The organism is Ligilactobacillus sp. WC1T17 (assembly GCA_900110005.1).
Taxonomy (GTDB): domain Bacteria; phylum Bacillota; class Bacilli; order Lactobacillales; family Lactobacillaceae; genus Ligilactobacillus; species Ligilactobacillus ruminis_A.
The window spans coordinates 1-13,317 of record FOCC01000002.1; the positions used below are offsets into that span (position 1 = coordinate 1).

Below are 13,317 nucleotides of genomic sequence, written 5' to 3' on the forward strand. Positions count from 1 at the left end.
CCCAGAGACTGGAACGATGTTGACGTAACGTCAGCAGAATAGGCCAAGGTGTTGACGGCCTTCTTGGTCTGCACCGTCATCTCCTTTGTAGAACTTAGTTGTTTACCGTTCTTGTCAACGGTCATTCCAAATCCTTCAAGAGTCTGCGACGCAACTTCGACGACATCGGAGAAATCATCCCCCGAAGCAATGGAACCTTGAAGTTCGGTGTTCATTGCACCAATTGCCTATTTGCTTGTATAGCCACGCTTGACAAGTTCCAGATAAGCGTCAGCAATATCTTTTTGAGACTTCCCATATTTCAGTGAGTATTTCTCCCCGTCAGACTGCATGATTGCAACCGCCCTGGTTGCTTCAACGACGCTTTCACCACCCGTCACCAGGTTATTCTTGATGACATTGTACTGACTGCTGAGTTCAGACGCCTTCTCCGAACCTTCTTCAAGCTTGCTGATAACACTCGATGTTGCTGCAGTGACAGAGCTTACTGCAGCCAATGCTATCGGAGTGATTTTGGTGAATTTGTTCTTTACTTTTTCAAGTGAAAAGCTGGCATGCTCCGGCCACATTTTCGTGACCTTTATCTGATTCCTAATCTCAGCTTCATTCTGTCTGTAGCTGAGAGTGAGGTCCTCGACCTTTGCCTTCTGTGACTGGTATGCACTTGAGGTTTCACCGGAAACCCTTGCCGTTTCCTGAAGAAGCAATTTTTCCTGTTTCAACTGAATTTCAAGTGATTTCCGAACGCTTTCCAACCCCTTCAGCTTTGCTCTGGCGGCTTCATTTGTCCGTCCCTCGGTTTCAAGAGCATGAGCATATGAGGTGGTAATGTCCGTCACTCTCGACGTTGCGTTGCGGACTTCGTCAGTCCTCTTAGTCAGCGTTTCAAGATTTCGTATTGCCTGAAGGTGAAGCTGATTCTCCTGAGAACTAATCTGGCGTGCCTTTTCCTGCTGGGCAGTCAAACTGTTAATTGCCCTTTTGGCAGCATTAATCTGGTTTTCGTATCTAAGCCACGACTTCTGACCTTTATCGGTGTCAGTATTAAGCCCCGACTGTTCTTTTCTTAAACGTTCAATAAGCACATTCTGTGCCTTAATTGCATTCTCGGCATCCGTAACCTTATTGGCGTATGCTGCCATTACACCCTCGCCTGCTCGAATCTCTTCAAAGTTGGTGCGCATTGCATTCTTCAGTGCATAAGCTTCCTGCTTGATTGTTTGTAACTTACGACCAACACCGCGATCATCAAGATCGATTGAAAATGTATAACCTTCGATTTTAGGCATTTAGCTTCCCCCTTTCATCAAAGATCTTGCAAACTCGCCGGCATCAACCACACGCTCTTCACGTGGTCGTGAAACCAGTGCCGTCTGCATGTCAGAATAAGAAGAATTATAGTAATCTTCCGGTAAAACACCGTTTTCAGTAAGCAGCTGCTTAGCCATGTAGTCAATATCATCGCTTAGCTGCCTTAACTGAAGATTCATTCTTCTTCTTGCTTTTTTGGGTCTTCAGTCACCTCATCACCGTCATCATTGAGCGACCCCATGTCAATGCCCAGAAACTGACGTGCCATCTCACGAAACACATCATACTGGTCGGAAAACGAAGCCTCATCAAGCTTCTTACGCTCCGTCTTGCTGAGCTCCAGCATGTCTTCCAGAATGTCCGGAACCTTATCGACAATGAAGTTCATCAAGGAGATTGGATTTTCATCCAACTCAAGTAAATTGTCATTCCATTCGGTAAAATTCCTGATAAACTTCTTCACGTTTGCGTTTGAGTCAATCAGTTTCCAATTCTTTTCAGGGAAGCCGAGAACGGTACCATCAATCTTTACTACCTTTGCCATTTATTAAACATCCTTTCTGTAATTCGTCTCACATCTCTCGTCTCTGTCTGATCAACTAGTGTGATTCTGAAACTTGCGGTGCCGAATTCTGAGTATCAGCTTTGATGAATGTCTGTGCAGAGCCGAAAACCTCGTCAAACATCTTCTTCATGCTGAAATCCTTTGCGCCTTCATAGTAAATCTTGTATGTCTTGTTGCCAAGCACGGGAGCAGCAAGTGCAGTAAATGTCATCTGCTCAGTTTCTCTAGTCTGAGCCGTGTCAGTGTTGGACTGAACATTCTGCTGAGTTTCGTTGAAAACACCACGAGGAAAGGCGAAATAGATTGCCTTGTTTTCGATTTCGTCGTGAGACGCAACGATAAGAGCGCTCTCTACGGTATCATCAGTATCGACATAACCGCCATTCGAAAGCTTGCGACCAAGCAGTGCCTGCTTGACCCCAACGTTAATCTGGTTATATGTCAGTGCTACGGACGGTGCAGACGGTGGATTACTTACATCCACAAGAGCGTCATTGCCGTAAATCTTTGCAAGCGTGCCCGAAAGACCCGTGATGTTGGCGGTTGTTGCACCAAGGTTACCGTTCTTCTTCGATGTATCAATTTCGTAGACACCTGTTTCAGAAACTCCGCCCTTGTCCACGCCGACGATGACGTTCCCGTCTTCGCCCTTGATTCCTACATAAGTTGTATATAAACCTACTACAGCCATTTTCAGACCTCCATTTTAATGTTGAATTTAAGTGTATTAGTAATGTTCCTGCTATCCAGGCTCAAGACATGTCCCGCATCGGAGTAACAGTACACTCCGTTGTCTCTAAGTACCTTCTTCAAGCTCTGTTCCAGTGCGTTCATGTCTTCTTCATAATTTTTAGGATAGTAGAAATCAATCTGTATCCGTTTATTAGCATATAGAATATTGTCGTTGCCATAATCATCACCCATCCCCGGTTCTTCTGTAATCAGCACAATCACATTGGAACCTGCAGAATCGTCCACGTCGAATGTGCAAATATCATCTGACTTAAGACCTGGAATTGAATCAATGTTATCAGCAAGAATTCCATAAACATATGCGGCAGGTGTCATTTGCCACTCACCTTCCTTGCAAAGGCATCTTCCAGAGATTGCCTGATAGCTTCCTGTATTCTGTCCTTTGAGGCAACCTCGGCCGCCTCCCAGAAATGCTTGCCCGGAACGTGTTTGTGACTGTATCCATTGCGATCAGTCGCTATCCAGCCGTCATTCTGGAAACGTGCAATATAGCCACGCTTTGACTCATCCGAATAGCCGACGTCAACACGTCCACTCGGCTCTGTAATGACGAGCACCGCATCTTGAATATGGGGTGTCCCGTCATGGTATATCCTGTCAGAGCGAGGTGTCTTCGCCTTAAGTTCTGCGGCAAAGATGTCAGCACCGGCCTTATTGGCACGTTTTCTGTCCTCCAGTGTCAGCCCTTCGGCCAATCTGGTAAGTACTCCTTCAAATGACTCTTCGTGACCGATTGAGTTAACACCGTTTGAGTTACCCATTCTTATCCACCTTCTTCAGCGTAATCAAGTCAAATCCGACCGGCGGAATACCGTCATCTTCCTTGATGTTCACAATGTCATAAACTTCGCCGCTAATCTGTACCTTAAACTTGTCACTCAAGATATGGTTGTGGCGAACGAAGATGACCATCGCTATGCTTTGGTCAATGCCGTGGTATGCTATACTGTCGGCCATTGACAGGGAATACTCTCCATACCACACGGAGAAGTCGGAAACAAACCCCTGAATCGGACGTCCTGTGTTGGGATTTTTCCTGTCGGTTGCTCCCATATGCCCAAATGCGGCCTTACCCCTCATCCGGCTTGGATTGAGATTCTTCAAGTGCCGCCACCTCCCCGCGCATCTGTCCTATAAGCGAATTCATAGTTGCGTTGATTGTAGTAACCGAGCCTGTAAATGCTGTCATGCGATACATATAGTACGTTGACGCAAGCGCAAGAACGGCCGTATCAAACCGCCCGTTGTTATCGTAATAACTTGCGTCATCGGCCCCAACAGCATTCATGATGAATGACGAAGCGGCATCAAGATAGCCGGTCAGCAATTCATCATCAACAGTATCATCAACTCGCAGTGAATCCTTCAATGTCTCTAAGCTAACCGCCATCTAAATCACTCCTTATTTAGAAGCTGTGGAAGTTGCTGCAAAATTAGCAGACTGATTGGCAATGCTCTTAAACGAGCCGGGAACAAACGCTTCGGCATCAGTTGAGGCGACATCAAAGCGGTCAATGACACGAATCTTGGTCGTATCCGTTTCGAACGCTCCACCACCGATATTAGTTGTCATAAGAGACATAGCCTGACGGTCAAACAGTGTGACCGCCTGCTTGAGGTCGCCGAAGTAGAGCGGGTGTGATCCAGTATTATCGGCAAGCCAACGGTCTGAAATTTCAATCACACGGTAGCCGTCAATTGTGTATTTGCCCGGTTCAGTGACGTCACGCTGCATAAGATAGTCGCCCATTGCATTCTTGACCTTGCGCAGAGCGTTCATGCCGGAAGAGTTAGTCATGAAGACCGATGTTGCCTTGATGGCAGGGTCAACAGAGTTCTCAAGGTCAATGATGTCATCCCACTTGGCCAGTGTCGGCTTCTTCTCGAAAGCAGCAATCTTAGTGAGAATAGCCTGATTACGTGTTACGACAACCTTCTTGGCAATCCAGCCGGTCAGCCAGGCGAGAATGTTCTCTGCCGTGTCTGCAAGCAACGTATTTGTGGCCGTAGTAATGCCGGCATAGCGCTTAATGACATACTTAACCGTTGTGAGCTTTGGATCGTCATTGTCGCCAATCTTCGCATCTTCCGTATCAATAGAGGCAAGCGGTGTAACGTCAGACCACTTTTCGTAGACACGGGAACCTGTGGCCGTACCGACATTCTCAACATTGACGTAGTTCTGGAGTGCATCATACTGGCGGACCAGAGTGTGGATAGTCGTCTGCACGTCCTCCGGAATCGTCAATCCTGCAGCTGAACCGGACGTATCAACAGTGGAATCAACCTTATTGAACACCTTTGCGCCTGTAACCATATCCTTGAAATCTGATACGAACTTGTTCTTGAGTGTTTTCTCATCGGCAGTTAGCGGCTCCCTGTCCTCTGCCTTAATGTTTGCGACCTGTTCCGCTCGGGCATCGGCATATGCCTCTTCTGCCGCGTCCCGGACTACAACAGCCTTTGACAACTCATCCTTGACGGCCTTGAGCTCGTCTGCAGAATGCGAATCTGCATCCTTCTTCAGGTCGAGAATGAGGTCGGCGCGCTTATCTTCGAGCTCCTGTACCTTTGCGCCGGCTTCATCGAAGGCCAGCTTCAATTCGTTAACGTTCATTACGTGCATTGCTTTACTTCCTTTCTACTAAAAAAGCAGGTCAATCTTGGCCTGCAATCTTTCCTTATTCAAACTATCCGCATCTCTATTTTCAACAGTTTTTTTCTGAATCTTTTCATAGGCTTCTGCGCTTGCCATGGCCTTCTTCCATCTGTCCACAACAGCTCGGCTGACCTGTGGATAACCGATAGAGTTAAGTACGGGCTCTCTTGATCTGCCAAAGTCCATAACGTCATCAGCAAAACCGTAGTCGACCGCCTGATTTGCAGTAAGCCACGTCTCATTGGCCATCATGTTTGACAATTCCGACTTGTTGAGCCCTGTTTTGGCAACATATGCATTCATGATTGAATCATCAATTCCTTCAAGAAATTCTGACGTATGAGCCATATCATCAGCGTTGCCGTCAGCAGTCGTCCACGCTTTGTGGATCATGATCTGCGCCGTAGGACTGATATGCACTACATCGCCGGCCATTGCGATGACTGACGCAGCTGACGCCGCAAGGCCCTGAATGTTAACCGTAACCCTGCCCGAATGCTGTGACAGCAGCGTGTAAATCTCTGACGCGGCAAACACGTCACCTCCGTTCGAATTGATGTTGACCTCAACTTCATCGGCACCATCAAGCAGAGTAGAGACCTTGCCCGGATATACCGCATCCCATCCTATCCAGTCATAGAACTTACCTGTATCGTTATCAACAATATCCGCCTTGACTTCAATTACTGTCATTGTCTTCACCCCCCTTCAAGATTCCCGAGTATTCAGGCATGTCTTCCGGGAAGTAGCCGGATTTCTGCAGAATGTATCGTGCCTGGTTGCCGTCAATGGCGTTGGTCTTGACCATATCGGAAATCTTTGTTGCATAGCCATCACCCAACGGATCAACAGCAGGGCGCAAATCAGCAGTGAACCGACAGTTCAGCTTGTTGTTCAACTCTCCGAGAATCGTCCCCATGTAGCGGTTAAGAGCGTTCGTGTACATTCCCTTAATTTGGTCAAGTGATGACTGCTGATCGCCCTGTCCGTTCAGATAACTGTCCGGTATCCCGTATACCTTGGCAATCTGATTAGCCGTCCAGTCAGTCTGATTGAGCAGTGCCGACACATCGGACTTGATTTCAAGCGGCTTGTATTCTTCCAGGTCATCAAGCACCACGGGACCATAATTAGATGACTTCTGCTGTGCCATAAAACGCCTTGACCGAGCGGCTTTCTGTTGCTCATTAAGCAGGCCGCCCTTCTTGATAATCAGAATGCCCGGCGATACTACTGCCTGTTTAAGCGCAGTCAATGTCAGATTCGTGTTGGCCTTCTTGATTGCCATCTCCGAAGACAGTGACGCAAGCGGAGAAATGCCAGTCTTGCCGCCGTTTCTGCTGATAAGCCGGAAGTGCAGCATGTCAGATTGGGGAATCGAGTTGACAATTCCGATTCCCGGCTCGTCAAACGTGACGTTATAGACAAGTGAAGAGCCGTCATCCAGTTCGAAAACGTCAACCTGTGACGGTCTGAGATACTCCCAGCTCAAGTCAACCCCGTTTCTGTTACGCCATCGGTATATGTAGGCTTCTCCGCCTAGTAGTAGCTGCAGGAAAACAGACTTCCAGAACAGATGGCCGTTTGTCATGGTTGACGGATTGTCAATCATACCCTGCATTCTAGATGCTGACGCACGTATTCTAGATGTTGCGAGGTCACCTGAAATGAGGTTGACGATTGCGAAGACATCGGAATTATGCAGTGCTTCACGTGCTGAAACATAATTATTTTCAGTTTCTCCGGTTAAAAAATTGGAAACCGTATAATTATCAGAGTCAGGAACGGACATCAGATTAAAAATAGGCATTGTTAATCACCCCCTTTGCCGGCAACAGCCTCACTCAAAAGTCCTAGAATAATGCATGCAAAACCTGTGGCAAAGATTCCCGCAGTTGCGTTCAGCCGAAAAAAACCCCATACGAAAAAGACGATTGCCGCCACGTAGAAAATAACGTCAATCGCCTTCCAGATAAGCTTAAGAATGATGATTACCACCCCCTTAGATAGTGTCACTGTCCTCACTGTTGAACCAGTCGAGAACGTCCTGTTCCGTCATCAAGTCAACTTGATTGCTCTTGTCGTTTGCTATACCGAAATCCTCGAAATGATACATCGCCTGGTACATTGCGTCTATTATTGCGTCAACAACGTCAATCTTGAGCGTTGCCTTCGCCTTGTCAACCTGTATTCCGACCTTGTCTTTGTACAGTTGTGCATTTATCAGTGCTTTCTCCATGATTTTGTCATCAAAACGGGTCAGTGATCCTTCAACAAACAGTTTCTGCAGAAACTTCGTCGGGTCCTTCAGTTCGCCTGTTCTCTGACGTACTGCCTGTAGTGGATAACTGGTGTTATACTCCAGACGTTTGATAAATTCATTGACACCCATCGCATCATATCCGAAGAACACGACCTTCAGCCGGTGCTCGGAAACAAAATCAACGAGCCAGTTAAAGACCTGCTCAGTGCTGATAAGCCCCTGTTCATGAGCCGTGATTGTACAGTAGCCCTTCTTAGCCAGTTCCCTGTAGGCGATACCGTCCTGTTTCTCCTTGGCCTCGATAGAGCCGGCCCTTTGCCATGGTATGAACGAGTGTTGCATGACATGCCACTTGCGCCCCGTCTTGTCAGCGTAAGGAATGACGAAGGCCAGAGCGGTGTTGTCGGACGACATGGAGTAGTCAAACCCCAAGTACGCGTCCATTCCGTCATAGTCGAATTTGTCAATGACTGCACTTTCGATGTCGCTGAGTTTTAAGAAACTGTTTGCTGCTTCTTGAAGCCACAAATTAAGATTTTTATTCTGAAAATCCGAGATGGTGCCGGACAGCATGTCACTGTCGCGCTTGTCTCTGAGACCTGCTAACAGTACATCATGTTGGTCTGGCAATTGCAGCAAAGGATTTGACTTAACCCAAGTCTCATCTTTGAAAGTCTCGTCTAAGTCATCTTGAGCCCATATTAAGCCTAAATAGCTGTCCGCATCACGATTCCAATCTTGCTCCATCGCCTGTTGCAACATCTTCTGATCTTCATGGAAAGGAACACTTGGATCAGGATATGATGTCGATATCTGAATAAACTGTTTATTCTTGATTTTAACTTGTCCCGAGATAATTTTTGAAACTTTGTCACGCGATTTTACTTCACCAATTTCGTCAACGATAGCTGTAGTAAAGTGAAAAGAATCGAACTGTCCAGACTCAAACGAGATGGCTCTCAGAACGTTATTCGTCCTTTTTTCGATTGTTTGATCAGACTGCGTTGACAGCTCCGTCTCGTCAGCTAAAGATTTAAAAGGTTCGGTAACTGCTATCTGACGCAGCATAGACTTAATGTAGCCATACAACTTGTTAGTTTGCTTAAAATTAATCGAAGCAACCAGATAATCCTGGTTGGACAATCCAAGGCTTTCTATCAGATACGAATAGCACATTAAAATAGCCATCAAATACGTTTTTCCTTGTCCACGAGCAACAGAAACGATCGCTCGCGTAAATCTCTTGCCTCCTTCCCGATTCCGCCAGCCAAAAAGCATTGAAAAAATAAACTTCTGCCAGTCCATAAGTTTAGTAGGCTCTCCTGTGTCAACATTTGGACAAATAGAAGCAAACTTCAACAGCTTTTCCGATTCGTGAATATCATAAGTATATGGAAAATCAGCTTGACCTTGTCTCTGTAAGTCTCTCAAGTGACGAAATGCAGCAAGTTTAATGAGGTATCCTGTTGTTATTTTTCCGTCAAGCACATCAAATGCATACACTGTACCAGGGTCCGTGTATTTTCTTCGCTCTTGATTAAAATCGAGTTTCTCATACATACCAATCACATCGTGCGATTGCACAAGGTCTATTTTCTGCATTTTATCACCTCCTTAACTTATTTAAAGAAATTCTTCAGCTCATCTGTAGCCGATTTATCGGTTTTAGCAGCAATCGTCATTAATTCTTGTCTGGATTTAGGTGACAATCCAAGCTGAGCACCAATTGTGTTAAGCTGGTTGCTTGCATCCTTCATAGTCATGACAGCAGGATTCTTCCTAAATCCCGCAAACTCCTTGCCAATGATTTCCCCCATCTGATCTTGAAGAGTCTTGTACATAGGCGTTTGGATGCCATTTTCCTTGATATCCTCATAGGCAACCCTGTAAATCTCATACTGTGTGCAATACTGCTCAACCAAACTGGTATCTACTCTTTCAACACGTCCGGTTGCTTCGAGAAACGGCACAATCTTACGCCAGCATTCCTTGGCCAGAACCCCCAGATAACTAGGCGGAGTTCTGGAAACTTTGCCGTCATTCTGCAGATAATATGGCTTAGTTGCCACAACTTTCACCTCTCTTTCTTCGGGATAGCCCCCCTTTTTAAAAATTTAAAAAAATTCGCGCGACGTAAGACGTGGGCACTGTGTGTAGCTCTTCTCACGGCGCATGAGGGCGGGGGGATTAACAAATAAAACAGATTGAGTGTAATCATACTCGCAATGATTAGGAATGCTTAGAAAGCCTATCACGGCTTTTCAGCAACTCCCGTAATAACTTCAAATCCGTCACCTTGCCGACCTGCTTCAATTCATTCTGCGAACCAGTCCCGTAATAGTCCCGTTCCCATCTGCTTTTGGTCATATGACAGTTTCTACAGCATGCTGTAAGGTTGTCTGTATCAGTCATCATGCTCTTGTCATACTCAATCGGCACGATATGGTCAACGATTCCTGCGTTGAATGCTCCACAGTATCCACATACATAATGATCTCGTTCAAGTACATAGTGTCTCAATGAACGCCATTGTCTTGTATGATAGAATTTATTCTGCTCTGCCTTGACATCATCCCTCACACGCGTTGTCCGGTTGTACTCCCGGTTATGTCTTTTGGCATGCATCTCATTTCTGACGCCCCACTGGTTCCGCCTGGCTAGATATTCTGCTTCATACTGACTATGCTCGTTACAGTAATGATCAGGGTATGCTACCATCGCATGACAACCAGTATAACGACAACGTCTGTATCTACCCATCGTCAATCACACTTTCAAGATATACAAGCATTGTTTTGGAATCAACCTCATACCGTTGCTTTAATGATTTAAGCCCTTCTGCAACGAGTTCAAACACCTCATCGCCCGTCATTCCATCTGTGGCGCCACCGCCACCGAAGATGTCATAAACAGGCTTGTCACACCCAAAGTTCTGCTTTATTATTTCAACAATCTTTTTAGACACCTTTTTCTTACTTCCGATGTAAGGCAATCCGATAGGCTTTCCTTTTCTGACTTTCTTCTCGTCTAACTTCAGCAAGTTCTCCCTCCTTTTTTTGAGCATAAGAAAAGCACCTAACCTCAAATTGGTTAAGTGCTTCTATTTAATCGGCTCACCCTTAGCATAAGCCTCTTTAGCTTCTGCTAACGTCATTTTATTGGGACCGCCATCGATATTCGTTTCGCCTGTATTTTCCCAATTGCATTCACAGACGTCGAACAATTGAACTAGTCTTCCACAAACAGGGCAATGGATACATTCTTCTCCATCAACCATTATGATCTCTGTCGTAGTTTTCATTGTAGTATTCTTCTCCTTTTTCTGGTCTCAGCATTGTATTGATTCTGATTTTACCACCAGCGGTGACATTCCCGATAGCCATGATATTGTTCTTTTTATCATATCTTACTCTCCGACCTTCCTCGGTTTCGTAACCGACAGTAGCATCATCAACTGGTTGTGACAACAGACTTGCAGCAGCTTTCTGGTAATCTTCCTTGGTCATATTTTGTACAAATTCTTTAGCATGTTTCTCAAAATGCCCATTTAAAGATTTTTCGCTTGGAAACTTAGCTTCACTCCAAACGACACGGTCTTTTAACTCCTTGTATCTTTCAACGTCATTATACTTCAAATCTTGAAATTCAGCCAACGAAATGGGTGATTTTTCTACCCCTAAAACATCAACGATTTTCCTGTATTCCAGAATATCGCTTTTCCTGTTGTTATCACGAATATCAATATTCATTTTACGTCGCCGTTCAAGTTCAGACCGATCTGACCTGTACCACTTCTTTGACCATGAATTTTGTCTTCTGCCAGTCTTTGGATCATATTCAATAGTGCATCGGCATCGTTGATGGCGGTGATAGAAATCCTCGGGAACATGCGGATAGTTGTATGTCCCCGATAAGTTTTCGCACCACTCGCAGCAACGGCCAAAAGTGCGTCGCTCAATAGTCGGATTGAGCCCGGCACTATACTGGAATTCAGCATTGATTTTGATAGTATCATCAATAACTGCCTGCGTAAAATTGACCACCGGCTCATCAAGGATCCATTTCACTTTATTAAAGTCATCTTCAGAAGATAATCGATCGATAAAACCATCAATCCTGTCTTGAATCAAGACAGGCTTTTTTGCGTTCAAACCGATTTTTGCTTTTTTGTTTAAATCAGACTGCACTTTGACCGCATAATCAGCAACCACTTTGTAACTGTTGACTAAAACTGGCTCCAACAAACGCTTTGCGATGTTGTAATACATTTTGCCATCAGGTAATCGATCCGCCGTCACTACCGATTTCAGCACTCGCACGAGCATTTCACCAACTTCAATTGCAAAATTGTTTGCGGTAGAATAGGTTGCCTTTTTGGCTTTCAATTTTTTAAAAGCATCTTCAACGACCTTGCTTTTTCCAAATTCAGCTTCAAATTTCTCCTGAATTTCTTTAAGCAGGCCTGGCAAAACATCATTATTCATCACTCACCGCCTCGCTTTCAGCAGGCACAGCAGAAGGATTGCCGGCTACACCGGTCAAATCGCGGATTGTTTCGCCGGTCACATAGCCCGGCAACGCTTGATTGAGTTTGATTGCGCCATCACCAATCAACGTCAGCGTGTTTGCATCAGCTTCAAACAATGGCTCCCATTTAACCGTAGTATTGACAAATTGCTTGCGCAGATAATGGAACCCGTCTCTCAAGCAAGCTGATACGTAAGCTACGTTAAGCAATCCACTGCCAAATGATCGTTGCGCTTTTCTGCCAGCCAACCTTAAGTTTTCGTGGCTTGCTTTGATTGCTTCAACCGAAGCCGGATTGTCGGACGCAAAGCCCAAATCGTCCAAGGTCAATCCCATTTCGCCCGCAAATCCGGCAGCTGCGGTTTTAAGTTGTTCGGTAAAAGGCGACATACTAGCGGTAGTAAACTGACCAACTACCGGATGACCACCCTCATCATCTTTATCGATTCTGAGCAAAGACGAAACGGTTGCTTTCCAAGTATCCATCTGCTCGGCATCCGGGTCCATACCTAGAATGTATTTTTGTGGATAACTATAGAACTCGGCGGTGATGTCAGCCCGTTCAAGCGTGCGTTTAGCGTACAACTGATAGTACATACCCGACCGTGTGATTCGACTGCGACCAAACGGGCGAACTGCATCAGGCCTGTGGATAACCGGAACGAGCAATGGCACGCCAACCGGATTAGCGATGCTATACGGTTTGCCGCCCTTAGGATAGTACCATGTTTCGTCAGAAGTAAAATACGCTTCCAAAACAGGCGAATCGGTATCATTGTCACGTTGCAAAACCGCATAGCCTTCAGTCAGCAAGCCTGTAATTGGATCAATAACACCCGTTGCGTTGCTTGCTTCAATAACTTGCAGGCGGACCGAATCGTCTGCGCTCGAAATATAAACGAAGCAGCAGGAACCAATTAGTGCGGACAGAACCGCGCTGTCAAAAAAGACATCGGGATTATTCTGTTTGAAAATATCATTGACGTTAAAATCGTCGTTACAAAATTCACGAAAAACCAATCTATCAGCCAGGCTGTCAACTCCCTTTGCATTCCAACCCAAGACAGCACGGTATCTGTCACGAATTTGTGGCGGAATGGTCAAACCGACTGGCGGGTCATAGTGTTTCATCGCATACTGCTTGTACCTCATCAAAACACGTGACCGGACCGTTGCCAGCTTGCGCTTGAGGTAAGCAATGCCCTTTAATTCACTCAATTTATCTACTCCTTTCATGTC

General features: G+C 45.7%; 18 protein-coding genes and 3 pseudogenes. All 21 read right to left on the reverse strand.

Features of this window, described 5'->3' with window-relative positions; translation table 11 throughout:
* Positions 1-215 (reverse strand): annotated as a pseudogene (locus tag BMX26_RS09685) (phage tail tape measure protein); the annotation flags it as partial.
* A 12-nt stretch (positions 216-227) separates the two neighbouring features.
* Complete coding sequence (locus BMX26_RS01100; RefSeq protein ID WP_075529639.1) at positions 228-1,289, reverse strand: hypothetical protein; 1,062 nt, start codon at positions 1,287-1,289, stop codon at positions 228-230.
* Positions 1,290-1,490: a hypothetical protein gene (locus BMX26_RS01105; protein WP_046922200.1), complete on the reverse strand. Its 201-nt coding sequence runs from the start codon at positions 1,488-1,490 to the stop codon at positions 1,290-1,292.
* Positions 1,487-1,855, reverse strand: coding sequence for a hypothetical protein (locus tag BMX26_RS01110; protein WP_052750350.1), 369 nt, complete (start codon positions 1,853-1,855; stop codon positions 1,487-1,489). Before BMX26_RS01110 ends, BMX26_RS01105 begins: the two co-directional genes overlap by 4 nt.
* A gap of 55 nt (positions 1,856-1,910) precedes the next feature.
* Entirely contained in the window at positions 1,911-2,567 is a 657-nt protein-coding gene (locus BMX26_RS01115; RefSeq protein ID WP_075529640.1) for a major tail protein, read from the reverse strand.
* A gap of 2 nt (positions 2,568-2,569) precedes the next feature.
* The gene (locus BMX26_RS01120; RefSeq protein ID WP_075529641.1) at positions 2,570-2,944 is read right to left on the reverse strand and encodes a DUF806 family protein; all 375 of its coding nucleotides are present in this window, start codon (positions 2,942-2,944) and stop codon (positions 2,570-2,572) included.
* The gene (locus tag BMX26_RS01125; RefSeq protein WP_143454836.1) at positions 2,941-3,324 is read right to left on the reverse strand and encodes an HK97 gp10 family phage protein; all 384 of its coding nucleotides are present in this window, start codon (positions 3,322-3,324) and stop codon (positions 2,941-2,943) included. Before BMX26_RS01125 ends, BMX26_RS01120 begins: the two co-directional genes overlap by 4 nt.
* Positions 3,325-3,382: 58 nt before the next feature.
* A complete protein-coding gene (locus BMX26_RS01130; protein ID WP_075529643.1) occupies positions 3,383-3,709 on the reverse strand; it encodes a phage head closure protein in 327 nt (108 codons plus the stop codon).
* Positions 3,699-4,019, reverse strand: a complete 321-nt coding sequence (locus BMX26_RS01135) for a head-tail connector protein (RefSeq protein WP_075529644.1) — start codon at positions 4,017-4,019, stop codon at positions 3,699-3,701. The genes BMX26_RS01130 and BMX26_RS01135 overlap by 11 nt, the downstream gene beginning before the upstream one ends.
* A gap of 12 nt (positions 4,020-4,031) precedes the next feature.
* A complete protein-coding gene (locus BMX26_RS01140; protein ID WP_075529835.1) occupies positions 4,032-5,246 on the reverse strand; it encodes a phage major capsid protein in 1,215 nt (404 codons plus the stop codon).
* A 27-nt stretch (positions 5,247-5,273) separates the two neighbouring features.
* Complete coding sequence (locus tag BMX26_RS01145; RefSeq protein ID WP_075529645.1) at positions 5,274-5,981, reverse strand: head maturation protease, ClpP-related; 708 nt, start codon at positions 5,979-5,981, stop codon at positions 5,274-5,276.
* The gene (locus BMX26_RS01150; RefSeq protein WP_075529646.1) at positions 5,968-7,098 is read right to left on the reverse strand and encodes a phage portal protein; all 1,131 of its coding nucleotides are present in this window, start codon (positions 7,096-7,098) and stop codon (positions 5,968-5,970) included. Before BMX26_RS01150 ends, BMX26_RS01145 begins: the two co-directional genes overlap by 14 nt.
* 2 nt (positions 7,099-7,100) lie before the next feature.
* Positions 7,101-7,313, reverse strand: coding sequence for a DUF1056 family protein (locus BMX26_RS01155; protein ID WP_080927205.1), 213 nt, complete (start codon positions 7,311-7,313; stop codon positions 7,101-7,103).
* Positions 7,291-9,153: a terminase large subunit gene (locus BMX26_RS01160; protein WP_075529648.1), complete on the reverse strand. Its 1,863-nt coding sequence runs from the start codon at positions 9,151-9,153 to the stop codon at positions 7,291-7,293. Before BMX26_RS01160 ends, BMX26_RS01155 begins: the two co-directional genes overlap by 23 nt.
* A 17-nt stretch (positions 9,154-9,170) precedes the next feature.
* Positions 9,171-9,620, reverse strand: a complete 450-nt coding sequence (locus BMX26_RS01165) for a phage terminase small subunit P27 family (protein WP_075529649.1) — start codon at positions 9,618-9,620, stop codon at positions 9,171-9,173.
* 160 nt (positions 9,621-9,780) lie between these two features.
* Positions 9,781-9,918, reverse strand: coding sequence for an endonuclease (locus BMX26_RS09855; protein WP_412771390.1), 138 nt, complete (start codon positions 9,916-9,918; stop codon positions 9,781-9,783).
* A pseudogene (locus BMX26_RS01170) lies at positions 9,919-10,311 on the reverse strand (HNH endonuclease); the annotation flags it as partial.
* Positions 10,312-10,432: 121 nt separating this feature from the next.
* A pseudogene (locus BMX26_RS09465) lies at positions 10,433-10,615 on the reverse strand (hypothetical protein); the annotation flags it as partial.
* A 36-nt stretch (positions 10,616-10,651) separates the two neighbouring features.
* Positions 10,652-10,852, reverse strand: coding sequence for a CPCC family cysteine-rich protein (locus tag BMX26_RS01180; protein WP_075529651.1), 201 nt, complete (start codon positions 10,850-10,852; stop codon positions 10,652-10,654).
* Positions 10,821-12,035, reverse strand: coding sequence for a hypothetical protein (locus tag BMX26_RS09690; protein ID WP_075529652.1), 1,215 nt, complete (start codon positions 12,033-12,035; stop codon positions 10,821-10,823). Before BMX26_RS09690 ends, BMX26_RS01180 begins: the two co-directional genes overlap by 32 nt.
* Positions 12,028-13,296, reverse strand: a complete 1,269-nt coding sequence (locus BMX26_RS01190; protein ID WP_412771383.1) for a hypothetical protein — start codon at positions 13,294-13,296, stop codon at positions 12,028-12,030. Before BMX26_RS01190 ends, BMX26_RS09690 begins: the two co-directional genes overlap by 8 nt.
* Positions 13,297-13,317 lie beyond the last annotated feature (21 nt).

What these genes read in the sequence shown, in the direction of transcription:
- BMX26_RS01100 (WP_075529639.1), bottom strand. Translation starts at nt 1,289, where the DNA reads ATGCCTAAAATCGAAGGTTATACATTTTCAATCGATCTTGATGATCGC.
- BMX26_RS01105 (WP_046922200.1), bottom strand. Translation starts at nt 1,490, where the DNA reads ATGAATCTTCAGTTAAGGCAGCTAAGCGATGATATTGACTACATGGCT.
- BMX26_RS01110 (WP_052750350.1), bottom strand. Translation starts at nt 1,855, where the DNA reads ATGGCAAAGGTAGTAAAGATTGATGGTACCGTTCTCGGCTTCCCTGAA.
- BMX26_RS01115 (WP_075529640.1), bottom strand. Translation starts at nt 2,567, where the DNA reads ATGGCTGTAGTAGGTTTATATACAACTTATGTAGGAATCAAGGGCGAA.
- BMX26_RS01120 (WP_075529641.1), bottom strand. Translation starts at nt 2,944, where the DNA reads ATGACACCTGCCGCATATGTTTATGGAATTCTTGCTGATAACATTGAT.
- BMX26_RS01130 (WP_075529643.1), bottom strand. Translation starts at nt 3,709, where the DNA reads ATGAGGGGTAAGGCCGCATTTGGGCATATGGGAGCAACCGACAGGAAA.
- BMX26_RS01135 (WP_075529644.1), bottom strand. Translation starts at nt 4,019, where the DNA reads ATGGCGGTTAGCTTAGAGACATTGAAGGATTCACTGCGAGTTGATGAT.
- BMX26_RS01140 (WP_075529835.1), bottom strand. Translation starts at nt 5,246, where the DNA reads ATGAACGTTAACGAATTGAAGCTGGCCTTCGATGAAGCCGGCGCAAAG.
- BMX26_RS01145 (WP_075529645.1), bottom strand. Translation starts at nt 5,981, where the DNA reads ATGACAGTAATTGAAGTCAAGGCGGATATTGTTGATAACGATACAGGT.
- BMX26_RS01150 (WP_075529646.1), bottom strand. Translation starts at nt 7,098, where the DNA reads ATGCCTATTTTTAATCTGATGTCCGTTCCTGACTCTGATAATTATACG.
- BMX26_RS01160 (WP_075529648.1), bottom strand. Translation starts at nt 9,153, where the DNA reads ATGCAGAAAATAGACCTTGTGCAATCGCACGATGTGATTGGTATGTAT.
- BMX26_RS09855 (WP_412771390.1), bottom strand. Translation starts at nt 9,918, where the DNA reads ATGACCAAAAGCAGATGGGAACGGGACTATTACGGGACTGGTTCGCAG.
- BMX26_RS01180 (WP_075529651.1), bottom strand. Translation starts at nt 10,852, where the DNA reads ATGAAAACTACGACAGAGATCATAATGGTTGATGGAGAAGAATGTATC.
- BMX26_RS09690 (WP_075529652.1), bottom strand. Translation starts at nt 12,035, where the DNA reads ATGAATAATGATGTTTTGCCAGGCCTGCTTAAAGAAATTCAGGAGAAA.